This is a genomic window from Wolbachia endosymbiont of Nilaparvata lugens, from assembly GCF_007115045.1.
In the GTDB taxonomy this organism is placed as follows: domain Bacteria; phylum Pseudomonadota; class Alphaproteobacteria; order Rickettsiales; family Anaplasmataceae; genus Wolbachia.
The window spans coordinates 533017-551797 of sequence record NZ_MUIY01000001.1; the positions used below are offsets into that span (position 1 = coordinate 533017).

The following is an 18781-nucleotide window of genomic DNA, read 5'->3' on the forward strand; positions in this document are numbered from 1 at the left end:
GTGAATTATTTGTTAATATAAAATACTAACAATTGATCAACAACTTTCTCAAAGACATATACATAATTGTGTAACAATATATGATAGTAAAGTATTTTCCGTAAAAGAAAATTACTAACATTATAAATATCTTACTTATACACATAAATTATAAGGCAAAATCAATAGTATATAGAAGTTATTAACATATTTATCCACAAGTTAAGTAACACTAATTTTTACTGAATTTTAAGTTAATAACAATTTATTGATAGAACTATTATTACTACTATACTTTAGTATAGAAAAAAGTAGATAAAATAGATTGGAAAGCAACAAAACAGCGATAGTAAGAGTTATTAAGCAGAATAAGCCAAATAAAAAAGTACCTATTTGGTTAATGCGCCAGGCTGGTAGATCTCTTCCTGAGTATCGCAAAGCCGTAGAAAAAACGAGTAATTTCATGGAGATATGCTATAGCATAGATTTAGTGGTAGAGCTGACGCTACAGCCAATAAAAAGATTTGATATGGACGCAGCCATAATTTTTTCAGACATTTTAATAATAGCTGACGTTTTAGGTTGTGATGTGAATTTTATTCGCGGTGTGGGTCCAATAATAAAACCTGTGAAAAGCTCTGAGGAGTTAAAAAGTTCACAAGAATTTGAAACTAAAACCTTTCCAATCTTAAATGCCATCAGGAAAGTAAGAAGCCAATTATCAGAGGAAAAGTCCCTTATAGGCTTTGCTGGAGGGCCGTGGACGGTAGCTTCCTACATCATAGAGGGTGGTAGTAGTAAAACTTTTTCTAAGGTATTACATTTCTGTTCCCTAGAACTAGAAGAAGTAATTAAAAAAATAACAGAAGCGACAATTATTTATCTAATCAAACAGATAGAGTTTGGAGCAGATGTCATTCAGTTATTCGACAGCAATGCTGGTATATTGAAGGGAGAACTGTTTGAAAGATACGTCATCAAGCCAACAAAGGAAATTGTTTCAGCAATAAGGAGTAGATTTCCCAATTTCCCAATAATAGGATTCCCAAGGTCTGCTGGAAGTTTTTATAAGGCTTACTGCGAACAAACAGGCGTATCTGCAGTAAGTATAGATTATAATGTTCCAATAGAATGGGCAAAAGCAAATCTAAAAATTCCTCTACAGGGTAACCTTAATCCTAGTCTTTTGGCCTACAATAAGTCAGAAGCAATTGAAGAAGCAAAGCGTATAATAGATTGTTTTAGAGGGTTACCTTTTATATTTAATCTTGGACATGGAGTGCTTCCTGATACTCCAATTGAAAATATTGCTGCATTAGTGGAGCTGGTAAGAAATTACTAAAACCCTTCCAAGACAAGCCTTTTAATTTTTTCTACATCCAGCTAAATCGCGCTTGTTAGCGCATTATCAATTTACATTATTAAAACTCGCTATACGGGTATTTATTTGCCTTTTTCAATTTATTAAACTTTTTTATATCTATAGTTAATATATTTTAGAATATAAAAACACCAACCTTTATGTAAAATAATAAAACTTCTAGCTTTTTTGTTGTGTAGAGTTTATCATTTTTATTTAACTTTAGTGAGATTATGTCAGACCTTGCAAAGAGGATGTCTCTGATAAAACCATCGCCTACAATTGCTGTGACCGATAAGGCAAATAGATTAAAAAGCGAGGGAAAGAAAATTTGCGTTTTAGCTGCGGGAGAGCCGGATTTTGACACTCCAGATCATATAAAAAAGGCAGCTATTCAATCGATAAATGAAGGCAAAACTAAATATACTGCTGTTGATGGAACGCGTGAGCTTAAAGAGGCGATAATCAATAAGTTAAAAAGGGATAACAATCTAGAATATACACTGAATCAAATTTGTGTCGGCGCTGGCGCTAAGCAGGTGTTATTCAACTTATTTATGGCAACAATTAACCCTGGAGATGAAGCTATAATACCAGCTCCTTATTGGGTTTCGTATGTTGATATGGTAAGCCTTTTTGGCGGTCTGCCAATTGTTGTGGAGTGCAAACAAAACTTTAAGCTGACACCGGAGTTACTGGAAAGCAATATAACTGAGAAAACTAAGTGGTTAATTCTTAACTCACCAAATAATCCGGCAGGAATTGTCTATACATATGATGAATTGAAAAGCATAGCGCAAGTATTGCTTAAACATCCACATGTGAATGTTGTTACAGATGATATTTATGAGCACATAGTATACGACGAAAAGTTTTTTACCATTGCTCAGGTTGAGCAAAAACTTTATGATAGAGTTTTTGTGGTCAATGGAGTATCAAAAGCCTATGCAATGACGGGCTGGAGAATAGGCTATATTGCAGGTAGGAGTGATATAGTAAAAGCTATTTCTACACTGCAGTCTCAAAGTACCTCTAACCCAAATTCAATAGCACAAGCGGCAGCAATTGAAGCGTTAAACGGTGATCATAGTTTTTTGAAAGAAAGAACAAAAATCTTTAGGGACCGTAGAGATTTTGTAGTAAAAAAGCTAAATTCTGCTTCAGGTTTGTCAGCATCTATTCCACAAGGTGCATTCTATTTGTTTGTCTCATGTGAAGGTTTGTTGAATAAGAGCACGAAAAGTGGTAAAGTAATAAATAGTGATCTTGATTTCGCCGAATATTTATTAGAAGATCATTTAGTTGCTGTTGTTCCAGGAATTGCATTTGGTCTGAAAAATTTTATCAGAATTTCTTATGCAACCTCTCAGGAACAATTAGAAATTGGATGTGATAGTATTACTAAAGCATGCGAAATGCTAAGGTAACTTTTTAATATTCCTATGTATGATATTTCAGTAAGATAGAGTTGATTTATGGCTTGGGTGTATTTGCTATTAGCTGGTTTGGTTGAAATAATATGGACCACAGCACTGAAATATAGCAATGGCTTTACTCGTTTTATACCTGTAGTAATTATTTTAGTTAGCGGTTCTGTGAGTCTTTACTGGCTATCGTTAGCAATGAAGTCTATTCCTCTTGGAACATCTTATGCAGTTTGGACTGGTATAGGCTCTATAGGTGCAGCGATAATAGGAATAATGTTTTTTAATGACCCAGTAAATTTGGGGCGTTTATTTTCCCTTGCTTTGGTAGTGCTGGGTATCATAGGATTAAAAGTATTTTCCAATTAAAAAAAATTAAGTACGTCTATTTTACCATTTCAGGACTTTTTACTAAAGTTGCTTTGGATTTTTCAGTTCTCGAAGAGGGCATTCCTATTGATTTAGAAAGTACCTTTCTAATGTTCAATATTTCATTTTTCTCATTTTGTTGGATTAAGTTAATATCGTTTATTTTATTCACTAAATCTTTTCCTTCCTTTAAAATTTTTAAATCGCTTTCGTTGATGTGATGCTCATCGTTAAATTCTGCAACGATCTCTTTCTTCTTTGGATGAGTGTTTAAGAATTCCATCACCTGATATTTGGCGAAGGCTTGAACAAATTTCTTATTAAATCTTGAATCGTTATGTAATTCTTCTAGGCTTTCATCATATTGTTTTGCTTCGTTTATAGTAAGCTTTATTATTTCTTCTACGCTTCTTAAGAGTTCCCTGTACAACTTGTCGTATCTATTGCCTGTGTGTGCGGTAAATGTTTGTTCAATGTATTTTGTTGTGTAGTTTTGTAGTGTGTTGTCTGCTGTGTTTATATTCATTCACTCACCTTGCTTTTATATTATATTTTACACACGAAAAGGTTAATATTTAGTTAACTGCAGCGTTTCTGATACTGAATTTCATTGAAAATTATATTATTTAAAATATAATTGTTATCACGAAATAAAAGCGTAAGTAAAATGAATTTTGTAACAAAACTAAAACTTATAGTAAAAAAAATAAAGCTTAAGATGAACAAGGGTAAAATTATAAAAATCCTTATCATCTGTGGTATAATTTTTTTCATATACCTTATCCATGAACCAGTTATAGATATGCTAAAAGGTCTCTTTTAGCAAGATACTCGGATTAGAGTAGCTATCTACAAAAGTGTTGCTCCTTGCTGATAAAATACATATAATCCTGTTTTAAGGTAATATTAGGATTGCAGAGAAACTTTTTCATATGGTTATTAGCATCATTGTTCTATGCGTACCAATATATATTGCGTGTAATTCCAAACATAATCGCACCTGAGTTAATAACGAAATTCAACATAAGTATTACAGACGTTGGTCAATTTGGTGGGCTATATTATATAGGCTATACGCTTGCTCACATACCTGTTGGTCTTGCCCTTGATAGATTTGGGCCAAAGTTTGTTTTGCCTGCATGTATTGTCTTAACGTTTACTGGGACATTACCACTAATATGCTTTGATCAGTGGTATTACTCAATACTTGGTAGAATGATTGTCGGAATTGGATCGTCTGCTTCAGCAATTGGACTTTTCAAAGTTGCAAGCATGTATTTTTCACAAGAAAAATCAGCAAGAATGGCTAGCTTATCTATAATAATAGGGTTATTAGGAGCTATTTATGGTGGATTACCTCTAGACTTCTTGCTCAATAAATTTGGTTGGAATTATGTTATATACACTTTCTCAGCATTTGGTTGTTTACTTGCTCTGCTGTTGCTTTTAATAACGCCAAACAGTAACATAGAGGAGAGTAGAAATGACAACATACTTCAAGATTTAAAAACTGTACTTTTCAATAAACATATCATTCTAATCAGCTTTTTTGGGGGCTTGATGGTTGGGCCACTAGAAGGTTTTGCTGATGGTTGGGCAAAAGCGTTCTTATGTGAAGCATATCAAATGAACGGAGATTTGGCATCTTCACTTTCCTCTCTCATGTTCATAGGCATGGGGGCTGGATCATTCTTTCTCGCTTATTTACTGGAGAAGTATCCAGACAAACATTACGAGGTGATTATTGCGTGTTCTTTTGCAATGATCGCTAGCTTTCTTTTGCTTTTTACACAAGTTGGCGGTTTATATATTGCATTACCTACACTTCTTGTTATCGGCTTTGCATCTGGGTATCAGGTAATTACTATTTACAAGGCAATAAGTTATGTAAACAATAACTTGGTAGGCTTGGCCACAGCTGTATCAAACATGATAGTTATGGTTTTTGGCTATTTTTTTCATACTGGAATTGCAAAAATAATAGACTTATGTTGGAATGGAACGGTAATACAAGGAAATCCTTTGTATGGTACTGAATTGCTCGTAAAAGCGATATCAATTATTCCTGTATGTCTGCTTTTGGCTGTTTTTGGATTTATGTGGTTAAGGAAAAGGTCTTATGACAATTGCTTCAGAAAGGATTTGTAACTCTGAAAATAATTTAAAGTCTTGTGATAATGAAGTTTATCTATCTATAGAGAAGGAACTGCAGCGTCAAAGATCGCAGTTGCAATTGATTGCATCGGAGAATTTTGCAAGTAAAGCAGTGATGGAAGCACAGGGTTCTTTTCTGACTAATAAATATGCAGAAGGTTATCCTGGTAAAAGATATTACTGTGGCTGTGAGTATGTAGATGAAGTTGAAAATCTGGCTATAGAAAGGCTTTGTAAGCTGTTTGGTGTTAAATTTGCAAATGTTCAACCTCACTCTGGTTCTCAGGCAAATCAAGCAGTGTTTGCTTCACTACTTACTCCGGGTGATACAATACTTGGATTGTCACTGAATTGTGGTGGACATTTAACTCATGGTGCAGCACCAAACCTTTCTGGTAAGTGGTTTAAGTCGATCCAGTATACAGTTAATAGAGATACTTATCTACTCGATATGGATGAGGTGGAGAGGTTAGCGCTGGAGCATAAGCCAAAATTAATTATTGCTGGTGCCTCTGCTTATCCAAGAGAAATAGATTTCGAGCGCTTTCGCGAAATTGCGAATAAAGTTGGTGCATATCTGCTTGCAGATATTGCTCACTATTCAGGGCTTATTGCTGCAGGTTGTTACCCATCACCTGCCAAATATGCGCATGTTATAACTTCAACAACTCACAAGACTCTACGAGGTCCTCGTGGCGGATTGGTAATGACAAATGATGAAGCATTACATAAAAAAATTAGGTCTGCGGTTTTTCCAGGGTTGCAAGGTGGGCCGCTTATGCATGTGATAGCTGCAAAAGCTGTTGCATTTAAAGAAGCATTAGCGCCAGAGTTTAAAACTTATAGCAAGAAAATCTTGGAAAATGCGAAAGTACTAGCTCAAGAATTGCAAAAGCATGGACTCGACATTATAACCGGTGGCACTGACTCTCATATAGTGCTGGTGGACTTAAGATCGCAAAAATTGACTGGAAAGGACGTTGTAGATAGCCTTGAGAGGGCTGGCATTACCTGCAATAAAAACTCCGTGCCGTTTGACACAGAAAAACCAACCATTACTTCAGGGCTCCGTTTTGGTACCGCTGCTGAGACAACACGCGGACTTGAGAAAAAAGATTTTAAAGAGATAGCTGATCTGATAAATGAAATAATTCAGGGATTAATTGATGGAAATAGCCCTGATGTTGAAAAAGCAGTGAAAAATAAAGTTGAAAGTATTTGTAGTAATTTTCCTATTTATTAATTTATTTAGCATTGGAATTTCCTTCCTTTACTTTGGATTAAACTATTGTATAGTGATTTTATAGCTCTTTAATTTTATGATAAATGTACCTAGTATAGAGAGTTGTGATTTTCACAATAAAAATGTTCTACTCAGGGTCGACTTCAATGTTCCTATAAAAAATGAAAGAATTTGTGATGCCACTCGTATTTTGAGAGCTCTACCTACCATTCAATATTTAGCAAATGCAGGTTCAAAAGTTATTATTATCTCACATTTTGGGCGTCCAAAAGCAAAAGACAGTAACCTATCGCTAAAAAACGTAGTTGAAACTTTATCGCGGCTGCTAAGCAAAGAAGTGAAATTTATTGATGATTGTATTGGTGAGAGAGTACAAAGAGCAATAAATGCGATGGATGGAGGAGATCTAATATTACTAGAGAATCTGAGGTTTTATAAAGAAGAAGAGCAGAATGATTCAAATTTTGCTAAACAATTAGCATCTCTAGCAGATATATATATAAATGATGCGTTTTCTTGCTCTCACAGAGCTCACGCTTCTATTTCACGCATTACGGAATTTTTACCTTCTTATGCAGGATTTTGCTTGCAAGATGAGCTAAAGTATCTTGAGCAAGCTATATCGTTTGACGCTAAACCTATTACTGCGATAGTTGGTGGAGCTAAAATATCAACTAAAATAAAAATGCTTATAAAGCTAGCAGAAAAGGTTGATTACCTTATTCTGGGCGGCGCAATTGCTAATAATTTTTTGTTATTTAATAAAGTTAATATAGGCAAGTCTTTTTTTCAAAATGGCGTTGATGATCTTCTGCACGATATTGTTGAGACGGCAAATAAAAACAATTGCAAAATAGTTGTGCCAGAAGACGTTTTGGTTGCAGTAAATTCTGATTATAGCACTGGCGTTTTAAGAAAAACCGAATCCGTTTTGGATGATGATATAATTTTAGATATCGGACCTCAAACTTTAAGCACAATAAGCGGTATAATAGCAAGCAGTAAAACTCTGCTGTGGAACGGACCTATTGGTGTTTTTGAACATTCAGCTTTTGCAAATGGTACAGTAGAGGTGATGAGAGTAGTAAGTGATTTGACACACGAAGGAAAATTAACCAGTGTAATAGGAGGAGGAGATAGTCTATCTGCAATAAATACTGCAGGTCTTGCCGATAAAGATTTTACATATATTTCAACTGGTGGGGGAGCGTTTTTAAGTTGGCTAAGTGGTGATGAGATGCCAGGACTGCGATCAACATTAGATTAAAACTTTTTTAAGTTGTTGCTTATACCCTAGCTTCTTTATGAATATGATTATGTCGAAAATAGCTAAGTTAATCTTGTGCTTAATAATACCAGTAATAGGATTTGTTTTTTACATTAAGGAGCATTATCTCAACGATACAAATTCACAAATTAGCTTTGAGCCGTTTTTCAAAACAGATTCTTCAGATCCAGACTATATTCCACCACTTCCAGAGTTGACTGATTTTGATAGAGGAGTGTTAAGGGTTTGTGGAGATTGGGGAACACACCCTGATGAAGAAGATTTCAGAATTTTACTTGATTGTCCGCAGCATCAAGAAGTGCTGAAAAGGATATACGATAAGCTCGATCATCAAGTGGCTACACCAAATGCAGGCTTGGGGTTATTTAAAGATGAATTGACTAAGATTTGGTTTACAAATAGCGGAGTTGAGAAAGAAACTATAGGATTTGGACATATTTTTTGTGGTGAACCAGATAGATTGGGACTTGGTGGTATGCATTTTGTAGGTAGATATGTTGAGGCTCAAGAAAATAAGTGGGCGGGCGCAATTTGGGGTAATAAATCTCTGTGCAATAAATTAGATATTAAGCCACCTGTTTACACGTTTGGAATGAAATACTTAGGTAAGGGTGGAGAAGTAAAAGTTAAGTGCCCAAATGGGTATGCACATAACCTTCATGCTGATGATATTTTAGTTTCTGCAACTAAGGCGTTTAAGGAATTGGGAGAAGATGGAATGTGTCTGTATAAAATGGAAGATGCCAATTATCAATCAGTGTTTGTGAGAAAGAATGACACTATACTCACATTCTATCCTGACTTAACACCAAAATGTAATGATAAGAGTATTAATTGTAGCTGTAGCAAGTCTTGATTGGCTGAAAAAAAGTAAACATTTTATGTGTGTTATGCTAATTTAGTTATATTAAGGGCAATTTGTAGAGCTACATGAAACTTATAGTAAAAAAATGTTTGTCTGTTTTATTTCTGTTGCTGCTTGTAGCGCCTCTTTTATATGGACAACAATCTTGTTTAAGTGATATTGAGAACGATTTTCAAGATTTGAAAACATCATTAAAAAATCCAATATTTTTAGATCCTGCACCGAGTTTAAATTATGATGATAGAGAAGGCAAAAAAGTGTTGATGGTGGTGGTGCACCATACCGAATCACCAACATTAAAAAGTACAAAATACGCATTAAATTCTTCAGGGATATCAGTACAGCTTATTGTTGATAGAGATGGTAGCATTACTCTGATGGTTCCACTTGAAAAACGAGCATGGCATGCTGGTATAAGTTATGCGAAAGTTCAAGTAGATAATGTGGTTGAAGAGCTACGAAAACTGAATGATTATTCTATAGGTATAGAGATTGTAAACACAGGGCTTGAGCCTTTTCCAGAAGAGCAAATGAAATCTGTCAAAGATCTGATTTTGTACCTCATGAAGCGCTTTAAGATTAGAAAAGATATGATATTTAGTCACGCTGAGATAGGCACTATAGTGTACAACTCAGCAATTGAAGGTTACGCAATGCGTAAGCCTGATCCACATAAGTTATTTGATTGGCAGTTATTAGAGAAAAGTGGTATTGGATTGCATATAGGTGATAGAATCAGTCCTCAAGACGCAGAACAAAAAGTAAATGAGGTTTTGTATAAGGTAGGTGATAAGAGTGAAAATATTTTGAAATTAAAAAAAAGGTTGAACAATTTTTTTTATAAAATACTGCCTTGGAATGATAAAGAAGGTAACGCTGACAATAATGCTGATTACTCAAATGAGTTTGATGGGAATTTTGCGTGGGTTATTAATCAGTTTTCAATGCATCATTTGCCGAAAGAGATTAGAAAAGACTTGCCTCTAAAATTAGAACAGGAAGATATTTTGCCTGAATTTTTAAGCGAATATGGCAATTGTGTTTTCAACAGATTCACATCTTTTAATAATAAAATTGAATCAAGTTTACAACCACCATTTTTGAATGAAGAGGATTACAAGCGTTTATTATCTTCTCTTGCAGAATATGAAAATAATATTTCTTCTAGTGCATTTGCTATGCTCATGTACAAGATTAAGCTATATTACGACTCTTATCTAAGGTATAATATAAGATCCTCGCTTTATATTCCATTTAAGCTTAATTCATTTGAGAAGCTAGATGTTTTAAAGAATGAAATATTGTCTTTTAAGTCTATAAGCCCTGAAAAGGCTATAGAAGTTTCGAATTTAATTAATGGATTTAGGTCAGAAGTTTTATCTGATTTCCAAAACTTTGAGAAGCAGTGGTTTCAAGAATTTAAGGACACTTGGAAACAAAAATTTATACCGAATATGGAAAAGCAAATGTCTTGGACTGCGCTGCATGAAACTGTGTTGGAATATTTAGAAAAGGCGAAGAAAGAAGTCTAATGAGTATTACAATGGCCAGATGTATGGGCAGAGGAAAATATTGGATGAATTACAAGCACTACGTTTTTTTACTTATGCTAACAATTTTTTGTGGTGAAAACTATTTATGGTTCAACCTGAACAAGATAATTCAAAGGTTGCAATTACACGTAGGATATAAAAAAATTTCTAAATGAGACTCATGTGGTATTGGGATGACAGAGTTTAAAAAATAAGTTACTTTTTTATTTTTGGTAGAAAGTAACCCATGGGTATAAAAATTGCACCTTCTATACTTTCAGCAGACTTTGCAAAATTAGGAGAGGAAGTAAAAAGAATTAGCGACTTAGATGTAGATTATATACACATAGACGTTATGGATGGAAATTTTGTTCCAAATATTACAATAGGTCCGAATGTTATCTCTGCAATACGTAAATATAGCAATCTTCCTTTTGATGTACACTTAATGGTTAAATCTCCTGGTGACCATATTGAAAGCTTTATAAATGCTGGTGCTGATATTATCACTATACATGCAGAAGCAGAGATACATCTTGAGAGGCTAGTAAAAAGGATAAAATCATATAAAAACATAAATGATACAAAAAAAACAATACAAGTTGGAGTTTCAATTGTTCCTTCAACTTCTCCAAGCGTGCTTGAATATATAATAGATGAGCTAGATATTGTGCTAATTATGACAGTCAATCCTGGATTTGGAGGACAGGAGTTTATTCATTCGCAGTTGAGTAAGATATCTACCGTGAAGAAAATGATACAAGAACGTAACCTTAAAACGCAAGTTTCAGTAGATGGTGGAGTTAACTTTTCTAACGCAGCTGATATAATAAAAGCAGGTGCAAATATATTAGTTGCTGGATCAGCAATATTTAAAGCTGAAGACATGAAAAAGGCTATAAACGATCTTAAAAATCTTGCGTTATAACCCTACAGACCCCAACTATGGATTAGCCAGCAAAGAAAGGCATAGAAATAGAGGGCTTTTTCGACTGCATGGAATAGGAAATCAGAACAGAAAAAACATGAATTAGGAAATTTGTTGGCGATCTGTGTCTTGTGTGCTCAATCTCAAATTTGTTTTTCAAGGAGTCGAAAACAGTCTCAATAATCGATCTTTTCCTTAGTAAAATCTTCTCTTTAAGTGTAATGAGTACGTTTTTCATACCTTTTTTTACTTTAGTGACGAGTTTTAGGCCTCTATCGAAGAGTCTCTCAAAGAGCTCTTTCTTTATATAGCCCTTATCTCCGAACAAAAGTCCGGTCAGTCTTTTAGTAAGAATTGGCAAAGGTTTTCTGTCATCAACATTACCTTTAGTTAGAGTAAGAGCTTGAATTTCTCCAATTTCATTAATTACCAAGTGCAATTTGAAGCCAAAAAACCAACCGTATGTGCTCTTACTAATTTCTGCCAAACCATCAAAAACTTTGTTCTTGGAGATCCTTTTTTTGTGGCAAACAGCGATTGTAGAAGTGTCTATGTAAGGAATACCTGTCATTTTTGCTTGTTTGCAGAACCATTGCAAAAGTAATGCTAAATACCATAAAACTCGTGATTTAAGAGCGATAAATCGGTCATATGTTGGCAATTTAGAAAATTCAGATTTATAAAGCGGCAGATAAAGTAGGTAAAAAGCTTTGAAATTTTTGCAAGGGGATTGATGGTATAATAGAATTATGGTGAGAATTTCCGAAGTCTGCTACTCTAGTGGGTTTTCTGCCTTATTTAATCCATAGTTGGGGTTACAGATAACACAAACCATTTTTGTTATCTTGTCAGTTTTAAAAATTCCTATTATCCCAGTGCTTCGACACTGAGATAATAGAAAGTAAGTTCAACCTCAATAGAAACCTGATGACGAGTCATTATTACCAAATTTTGGTCTGTTTCTATTACTAAAACCAGAACGAGGACGAGTAGGTCTATTACTATGATAATTCTCTCCAGGTTTTTTATTAAACGAGTTGTTATAATAATTATCCCTATTATTTAAACCATCTCTCCTTTCTTCATTGTAAAGCTTACCTTCAAAAAATTCACCTGTTTCTTGATCAACACGACGTCTTGATAATTTTGGACATCCACCTTTTTCAAAGTCAATTATCAAAGCTTTGAAGGTATCACCCTGTTTAAGTATATCCTCAATGGACTCTACATGTTGATTAGCTACCTCGCTTATATGCATTTTTCCTTTTCTTCCATTAAGAAGTTCTAACTCTACAATAGACTTCTCTATCTTTACAACTTTAGCATCAATTATAGAACCTTGTTCTAGTTCTGTTATTGAATCAATCATCATATCCTTTGCAGCTTCAGCTTCAGTACTACTAATGGCAAAAACAGAAACTTTACCGTCATCCGCTATTTCAATTTTTGCATTACTTCTTTCACATACACTGCGTATATTTTTTCCTTTAGCACCAATAGCTGCAGAAATTTTATCTTTATCTATATAAAACGATAACACTCTTGGTACATGATCTTTTATATCCTTACGATGTTCTGAAATTACTGCATTCATTTTTTCTAAGATATGTAATCTTCCGACTTTTGCTTGTTCTAAAGATTTTTCAACAATTTCAAAGCTTATACCAGGAATTTTCATATCCATCTGCAGTGCTGTAATCCCTTCACTAGTTCCTGCTACTTTGAAATCCATATCACCAAGATAGTCTTCATCGCCCAGTATATCAGAAAGTATTATATGCTCATTTTTGTCTTTGATGAGACCCATAGCAATTCCTGCAACGGGAGCCTTTATTGGCACACCTGTATCCATTAATGCAATTGAAGTTCCACAAACTGTTGCCATAGAAGAAGAACCATCAGATTCCATAATCTCAGATACTACCCTTATTGTATAAGGAAATTCAGATTTATCAGGTAAAACAGGATGAATTGCTTTCCAAGCAAGTTTACCATGACCAATTTCTCTCCTTCCTGGTGCGCGTATAGCAGAAGCCTCTCCAACAGCAAATGGAGGAAAATTATAATGCAACATAAAATGTTCACGTCTATCCCCTTCAATGTCATCCACAATTTGCTCATCTTGTGTAGTACCAAGAGCAGTAACAACTAATGCCTGAGTGGCACCCCTTGTAAATAGCGCAGAACCGTGAGTCTTTGGTAGAATGTCAGCCTCAATTTCTATCTGGCGTATTTCATCGTACTTACGGCTGTCTATCCTCACACTTTTCTTTCTAATCATTTCACGCACTAAAGATCTTTCAAAGCTTTTTACTGCATAAGTAATTAACTTTTCGTCTTTTCCAGCCTCTTTAAGAGTATTCAATATATTATTCCTGACCACTTCTAGAGCTTGAACCCGCTCTTGTTTTACTGTTTTTGAATATGCTTCTTCAAAGTCTTTGCGATATTTCTCAAGTTCTTGAGTTATACCTGATATATCAACAGGAGCAAAGCTTTCAGGTTTATTGCCTACTGTATCAGCAAATTCTTTTATAAGCTTAATAACAGGTTGAAGATGTTCATGGCCGAATTTTATTGCACTCAAAACATTTTCTTCAGAGAGCTCTTTGACTTCCGATTCGACCATTAAGATCGAATTTTCATCACCAGACAAAAACAGATCCAAGTTGCTTGCTTTCATCTCTTGAACGGAAGGATTGAGTATATAATTGTTATTTTCATCACAACCGACTATAACTCCAGCTATAGTAAAGTGGAAAGGAACACCAGAAATTGCAAGAGCTGCGACGGTACCTATCAATGCTGGTACTTCAGGAGAATTGACCGTATCGTAAGTTAATAGATTACATACTACACTAATTTCATCATGAAAACCTTCAGGAAATAACGGTCTTATACTTCTATCTATTACTCTTGAAATTAAAGTTTCTCTATCAGATGGTTTTCCTTCTCTTTTGAAAAAACCACCAGGAATCTTACCCATGGCATAACTTTTTGCAATAAACTGCACATTTAAAGGGAGAAAATCAACACTTTCTTCCTTCTTTTTTCGTACAACAGTGACTAAGATAGAAGTATCTCCATAATTTACAACTACCGAACCATCAGCTTGACGTGCTATTTTCCCAGTTTCTAAAGATAAGGTACGCCCCTCCCAATCTATAGATTTTTTTATAATTTCAAACATACAAAATTCCTCGATTATTTTCTAATGCCTAACTTCTCTATTAACTCTTGATAGGCTTCATTACCAAATTTACGTTTTATATAATTTAAGTGCTTGCGCCTTCTACCTATCAATACAAGTAAACCGCGCTTAGAATTATGGTCATGCTTATGCGTTTTAAAATGCTCAGTTAAATTACTGATTCTCTCGGTTAAAATTGCACACTGTACAAAAGATGAACCTGTATCATCTTCTTTAATTGCATATGTACTAATCAAACTTTTTTTCTTTTTGGATGTTATTGACATCTAAACCTCATTTCAAAATATTAAAAACACGAACAGGCTTCACATAACCATGAGTAAAACTGCAAATTGCAATGGGCACATCACCCACTATCGTACAAAAAAATATCATAATTCTTTAAACCACGCAAGTTATTTAATATAATTTCTTGACCTTTTCTGATTTTCTCCGCCTCCTCCAAGGAAATTTCAACTTTGAACATCGATTTTAAAGCAGATTCAATGGGGATGATGAAACTTTTTGTATTACCTCCATCATCTTCTGCCATCCCAGTGTCAAGCACTGGGATCAAGCTTATTGCATCACGAACATTGTTTTTGACATATGCTCCTAGAATCTTTTGTCCATTACATGATTTGTAAGTATTTGTATATCTCGATCCCAGTGCTTGACACTGGGATGACATCGGAGAGTAAGTTGTTGTGTTTTTTTTAGTAAGTTGCTCAATTGTCACTGATTCATCTTCCTTAAAATCACCTACCATCGTTCTTCTTAATTGTGTAATATGTCCAAAACAATTTAATGCAATGCCAAGATCCCGAGCAATTGATCTTACATATACGCCGCTACCGCAGATCATAGAAAGATCGGCACTATTATTTATGGTGTCCAAAAATATCATCTTCAGTTCATGTATTTTGACTTGTCGAGGTTTTATATTTACCTTTTGCCCACTTCTTGCTAATTTATATGCTCTTGCTCCCTTGATTTTTACTGCTGAAAATTGAGGAGGAGTTTGTGTTATCTCACCAATAAAATCCTTAATCACACAATTTATTTGGTTATATTCAGGTTTTATAGTGCTAGTTCTAATGATATCACCACCCAAATCATCCGTAGTTGTTTGCTTTCCCCATTTGATTGTGAAATTGTATGCCTTTAAGTTACAAGATAAATACGGTATAGTTTTTGTTGCTTCACCAAGAGCGATCGGTAATATACCTGAAGCCAAAGGATCAAGTGTTCCCAAATGTCCGGCTTTTTTTATTCCAAAAATCCTTTTAATTTGAGTTACAGCTTGTGCAGAACTCATTCCTATTGGTTTATCAAAATTGAGCCAACCATTTATCATATATCAATCTTATATAATTAGTAACAATTTAGAAAGTAGGTAAAATATTAATTTGTTAATATAAAATTAATTTTATTATTAATCTTAGCTAAGTAATTATGACTACAAGTATATGGAAATTAAAAAACATAGTGCCTATAACAAAAATGGGTGTTGAAGCTACATTTGCAATTGCATCTTTAGCAACAGCAATAACAATAATACGGAATCTTAAAGGAACTCCTCCACCTTTAGTTTTTTTAGGTCCTAGTGGCCCTGAGCTTGCAATTTTTATTATTTGTCTCTTTGCTGCAATTGCAGTTCTATTTATTGCAGCTATATATTTTGCTGCAGCAGCTTGTGCTTCATATCAGCAAATGCATAAGAATGAAGAAATAAGTGAAGCTAAAGCAGGCGCTGAAACAGCAGCTAAAACAGAAATTGAAGAAAAAATTAAAGATTTAGCTACTAAAGCTGAATTGAATAACAAAGCTGATATATCTGCGCTGGATGCAAAAGCTGACAAGACTGAGTTGAATAATAAAGCTGACAAGTCTGAAGTGACTAACAAATTGGATTCAGGTAAATTTAGTGAAGCACTTAAGAATTCATTGGAAGATCCTCAAGTTGTTCAAATATTTGAAAGTAAAGGATTTCAAAAAAACTAAATGGTAAAGAGGTAGAGACTTCTACCTCTTTCTTTCAAGAATATAAAACTACTATACTCTATCCCACATTTCAACTACATCCTCACTGAACTCTATTATCTCTACTTTTTTGAACTGATAACAGTTGTTAATGAATTGAATTCCTAAATTCCCTATAAAAGGAGTGGCATCGTTGCCTAAAATTTTACCACTACGGCAGATTATCAGCCTGTCGATTAAATTATACTTCAGTAGCTCTGTAATTAATATTCCTCCACCTTCAACTAATAACCTTGTTATACCAATTTCTGAAACAAGTTTTGATGCCATGTCCTTTAAGCAGACTTTGCCAATAACATCAGGTTCCGATGTCATTCCAGCGCGTGACCAGTTTTCATTATGCAATTGCTTGAAGTTTTCTGGTCTGGGCACTGGGATGACAGGAGGTGTATTAACTATCAAATAATTAATGTCTTTTATTTTTCTCTCTACTTCCTTATTTGTGATTACCCAAGTTATTACTTTGTCTGCAGTTTTTGCAATATTATGCTCTTCCTTCAATCTCCCTTGGCTATCGATAATTAGCCTTATTGGCGACCTGTCTTTGAGTCTTGGTAATCTGCAAGTTAAGAGTGGATCGTCACTAACAAGGGTATTGCTGCCAATCATAATTGCATCGTATTTTGCTCTGAGTTCATGCACCCAATTTCTTGTATCTTCACTTGTTATCCATTTGCTGTTGCCTGTAAGTGTTGCGATTTTCCCATCAAGAGTTGTTGCGATTTTGCAAGCTATGAATGGTCTGTGAAGTTTTTTGGTGGTAAAAAAGCCAACATTCAGCTTCTCTGCTTCTTTCTGCATAATACCTTGTTTTACTTCAATTCCTGCATCTACTAAGGCTTTTATGCCTCTGCCTAAAACTCTATTATCTGGGTCAATTGCTGCAATCACTACCTTTCTTATTTCTGATTTTATGATTTCTGCAGTGCAAGGTTCTGTAACTCCAAAGTGGCAACATGGTTCGAGAGTGACGTACATAACTGCACCATGAGTTAAGTCTTTAGCATTTTGTAAAGCAACTACTTCTGCATGTGGACGTCCACCGATTCCTGTGTAGCCTTCACCGATCACTATACCGTCTTTTACAATGACACACCCAACAGCAGGGTTTGGTGCAACACTTCCAAGACTTTTTTCTGCAAGTTTTAATGCGATCGACATGAAATAATCATCAGTCATTAGAAAGAAGTCATTTCGTATGAGGTATCAAAAATTCTTCTGTGTTCGTGTATGGCAAATCTATCTGTCATACCTGAGATATAATCACATATTATTACTGAACGCTGAGATTCACAAGCAAGCTTGTTCCACTCTATAGGTAATAACCCTGGGTTTTCATAAAAGCATTGAAAAAGCTCCTGTACTATACGTTTTGCTTTGTTCATTGTTCTATTCAATTTGTAGCTTCTGTATATTTTTTCCATGTTAAATTTTTTTATCTCTTTTGTGGCATTTGCAATTTCTGGTGAAAATGTGACTAGCATTATATTTAGACCTCTTACATCTTCTACGCTTTTTATTTTGTGATCTTCAATATTTCTTTCAGTCTGAAAAACGACATCATTTATCATAATTCCTATAGTTCTACTCAGTGATTCATGTATGAGTTTGCTCTGAGGCAAGTCTGAGTATTCACTCCTTACGCCTTTAAACATTTTGCCAATTAAGGGAACATTAAGCAAATCTTCGATGGTTACTAAATTTGCCCTGAGTGCATCATCAAGATCGTGAACACTGTAAGCAATATCATCGGCAATTGAAGCAACTTGTGCTTCAATGCTTGAAAATTCCTCAAGTTTTAGATCATATTTTTCATTATATTTTAATAACAGCTGATTATTTGTAGAAGACTCCGCGTTTTGACCAAGCAAGGGACCGTTATGCTTTGCAACACCTTCAATCACTTCCCAACTTAGATTCATGCCATTAAAGTCAGCATGTTTTTTTTCAAGATAAGTTAAAATCCTTATAGCTTGAACATTATGATCAAACTTATACTTCTCCTTATCAACTTGAACTAGAGCATCCTCACCTGTGTGACCAAATGGAGGATGACCAAGGTCATGTGCAAGCGCTATGCATTCAGTGATGTCCTCATCTAATCTAAGCCTGCGTGCGATGGATCTTGCAATTTGTGCAACTTCAAGGCTATGAGTTAGCCGAGTGCGATAGTAGTCATGTTCATAATTGATAAAAACTTGTGTTTTGTATCCTAGTTTCCTAAACGCATTAGAGTGAATAATTCGGTCCCTATCACGCTGAAAGCAGCTGCGATTTTCATCTTCTGGCTCTTTAAAATTTCTTCCTTTTGTTTTATTTGGAAAGCACGCGTAACTTAATAGAAAATTATTGTTTGACATGTAAAATTTCTACTATAATAGGTTATCAATAATGGACGGTAGTTGT

At 34.6% G+C, this 18781-nt stretch carries 15 protein-coding genes and 2 pseudogenes; 10 read left to right on the plus strand and 7 right to left on the minus strand.

What is annotated here, in order from left to right; all coding sequences use genetic code 11:
- The first annotated feature begins 304 nt into the window (after positions 1-304).
- From hemE to BWZ41_RS02725, 3 genes are all read left to right on the plus strand, one after another.
- The gene (gene hemE, locus BWZ41_RS02715) at positions 305-1321 is read left to right on the plus strand and encodes a uroporphyrinogen decarboxylase (RefSeq protein ID WP_143689323.1); all 1017 of its coding nucleotides are present in this window, start codon (positions 305-307) and stop codon (positions 1319-1321) included.
- A 251-nt stretch (positions 1322-1572) separates the two neighbouring features.
- The gene (locus tag BWZ41_RS02720; protein ID WP_143689324.1) at positions 1573-2766 is read left to right on the plus strand and encodes a pyridoxal phosphate-dependent aminotransferase; all 1194 of its coding nucleotides are present in this window, start codon (positions 1573-1575) and stop codon (positions 2764-2766) included.
- Between the two features lie 48 nt (positions 2767-2814).
- On the plus strand, positions 2815-3132 hold the full coding sequence (locus tag BWZ41_RS02725; RefSeq protein ID WP_143689325.1) for a DMT family transporter: 318 nt from the start codon (positions 2815-2817) through the stop codon (positions 3130-3132).
- Positions 3133-3148: 16 nt separating this feature from the next.
- On the opposite strand, the gene BWZ41_RS02730 is transcribed toward BWZ41_RS02725, so the two are convergent.
- Positions 3149-3658 (minus strand): hypothetical protein, encoded by a 510-nt coding sequence (locus BWZ41_RS02730; protein WP_143689326.1) that lies wholly within the window; start codon positions 3656-3658, stop codon positions 3149-3151.
- Positions 3659-4044: 386 nt separating this feature from the next.
- Here BWZ41_RS02730 and BWZ41_RS02735 point away from each other — a divergent pair, with 386 nt between their 5' ends.
- The 6 genes from BWZ41_RS02735 to rpe all read left to right on the plus strand — a co-directional run bounded on the left by BWZ41_RS02735 (position 4045) and on the right by rpe (position 11142).
- On the plus strand, positions 4045-5280 hold the full coding sequence (locus tag BWZ41_RS02735; RefSeq protein WP_143689327.1) for an MFS transporter: 1236 nt from the start codon (positions 4045-4047) through the stop codon (positions 5278-5280).
- Positions 5252-6529, plus strand: a complete 1278-nt coding sequence (gene glyA, locus BWZ41_RS02740; protein ID WP_143689328.1) for a serine hydroxymethyltransferase — start codon at positions 5252-5254, stop codon at positions 6527-6529. The genes BWZ41_RS02735 and glyA overlap by 29 nt, the downstream gene beginning before the upstream one ends.
- Positions 6530-6608: 79 nt before the next feature.
- Complete coding sequence (locus BWZ41_RS02745) at positions 6609-7796, plus strand: phosphoglycerate kinase (protein WP_177429462.1); 1188 nt, start codon at positions 6609-6611, stop codon at positions 7794-7796.
- A 49-nt stretch (positions 7797-7845) separates the two neighbouring features.
- Positions 7846-8673: an EndoU domain-containing protein gene (locus BWZ41_RS02750; protein ID WP_241653868.1), complete on the plus strand. Its 828-nt coding sequence runs from the start codon at positions 7846-7848 to the stop codon at positions 8671-8673.
- A 74-nt stretch (positions 8674-8747) separates the two neighbouring features.
- Positions 8748-10214: an N-acetylmuramoyl-L-alanine amidase gene (locus BWZ41_RS02755; RefSeq protein WP_143689331.1), complete on the plus strand. Its 1467-nt coding sequence runs from the start codon at positions 8748-8750 to the stop codon at positions 10212-10214.
- A gap of 247 nt (positions 10215-10461) precedes the next feature.
- Positions 10462-11142 carry a ribulose-phosphate 3-epimerase gene (gene rpe, locus BWZ41_RS02760; protein WP_143689332.1) on the plus strand — a complete coding sequence of 227 codons (681 nt, stop codon included), beginning with the start codon at positions 10462-10464 and terminating at the stop codon, positions 11140-11142.
- A gap of 22 nt (positions 11143-11164) precedes the next feature.
- On the opposite strand, the pseudogene BWZ41_RS02765 reads toward rpe, so the two are convergent.
- The 4 genes and pseudogenes from BWZ41_RS02765 to truB all read right to left on the minus strand — a co-directional run.
- A pseudogene (locus BWZ41_RS02765) lies at positions 11165-11908 on the minus strand (IS982 family transposase); the annotation flags it as partial.
- 147 nt (positions 11909-12055) lie between these two features.
- Complete coding sequence (gene pnp, locus BWZ41_RS02770; protein ID WP_177429452.1) at positions 12056-14332, minus strand: polyribonucleotide nucleotidyltransferase; 2277 nt, start codon at positions 14330-14332, stop codon at positions 12056-12058.
- Positions 14333-14346: 14 nt separating this feature from the next.
- Positions 14347-14619 carry a 30S ribosomal protein S15 gene (rpsO, locus tag BWZ41_RS02775; RefSeq protein WP_143689333.1) on the minus strand — a complete coding sequence of 91 codons (273 nt, stop codon included), beginning with the start codon at positions 14617-14619 and terminating at the stop codon, positions 14347-14349.
- Positions 14620-14626: 7 nt separating this feature from the next.
- Positions 14627-15689, minus strand: a pseudogene (truB, locus tag BWZ41_RS02780) (tRNA pseudouridine(55) synthase TruB).
- 98 nt (positions 15690-15787) lie between these two features.
- On the opposite strand from truB, the gene BWZ41_RS02785 reads away from it, so the two are divergent.
- Positions 15788-16336 (plus strand): hypothetical protein, encoded by a 549-nt coding sequence (locus BWZ41_RS02785; RefSeq protein WP_143689334.1) that lies wholly within the window; start codon positions 15788-15790, stop codon positions 16334-16336.
- A 51-nt stretch (positions 16337-16387) separates the two neighbouring features.
- Here BWZ41_RS02785 and ribD read toward each other — a convergent pair whose 3' ends face one another.
- Both ribD and BWZ41_RS02795 read right to left on the minus strand, forming a co-directional pair.
- Positions 16388-17554, minus strand: a complete 1167-nt coding sequence (gene ribD / locus BWZ41_RS02790) for a bifunctional diaminohydroxyphosphoribosylaminopyrimidine deaminase/5-amino-6-(5-phosphoribosylamino)uracil reductase RibD (protein ID WP_143689335.1) — start codon at positions 17552-17554, stop codon at positions 16388-16390.
- Positions 17554-18735 (minus strand): deoxyguanosinetriphosphate triphosphohydrolase, encoded by a 1182-nt coding sequence (locus BWZ41_RS02795; RefSeq protein ID WP_143689336.1) that lies wholly within the window; start codon positions 18733-18735, stop codon positions 17554-17556. The genes ribD and BWZ41_RS02795 overlap by 1 nt, the downstream gene beginning before the upstream one ends.
- Positions 18736-18781 lie beyond the last annotated feature (46 nt).

Bases quoted from the DNA above. Each gene is read 5' to 3' on its own strand.
- BWZ41_RS02720 (WP_143689324.1), top strand. From the start codon at position 1,573: ATGTCAGACCTTGCAAAGAGGATGTCTCTGATAAAACCATCGCCTACA.
- BWZ41_RS02725 (WP_143689325.1), top strand. From the start codon at position 2,815: ATGGCTTGGGTGTATTTGCTATTAGCTGGTTTGGTTGAAATAATATGG.
- BWZ41_RS02730 (WP_143689326.1), bottom strand. From the start codon at position 3,658: ATGAATATAAACACAGCAGACAACACACTACAAAACTACACAACAAAA.
- glyA (WP_143689328.1), top strand. From the start codon at position 5,252: ATGACAATTGCTTCAGAAAGGATTTGTAACTCTGAAAATAATTTAAAG.
- BWZ41_RS02750 (WP_241653868.1), top strand. From the start codon at position 7,846: ATGTCGAAAATAGCTAAGTTAATCTTGTGCTTAATAATACCAGTAATA.
- BWZ41_RS02755 (WP_143689331.1), top strand. From the start codon at position 8,748: ATGAAACTTATAGTAAAAAAATGTTTGTCTGTTTTATTTCTGTTGCTG.
- rpe (WP_143689332.1), top strand. From the start codon at position 10,462: ATGGGTATAAAAATTGCACCTTCTATACTTTCAGCAGACTTTGCAAAA.
- pnp (WP_177429452.1), bottom strand. From the start codon at position 14,332: ATGTTTGAAATTATAAAAAAATCTATAGATTGGGAGGGGCGTACCTTA.
- rpsO (WP_143689333.1), bottom strand. From the start codon at position 14,619: ATGTCAATAACATCCAAAAAGAAAAAAAGTTTGATTAGTACATATGCA.
- BWZ41_RS02785 (WP_143689334.1), top strand. From the start codon at position 15,788: ATGACTACAAGTATATGGAAATTAAAAAACATAGTGCCTATAACAAAA.
- ribD (WP_143689335.1), bottom strand. From the start codon at position 17,554: ATGACTGATGATTATTTCATGTCGATCGCATTAAAACTTGCAGAAAAA.
- BWZ41_RS02795 (WP_143689336.1), bottom strand. From the start codon at position 18,735: ATGTCAAACAATAATTTTCTATTAAGTTACGCGTGCTTTCCAAATAAA.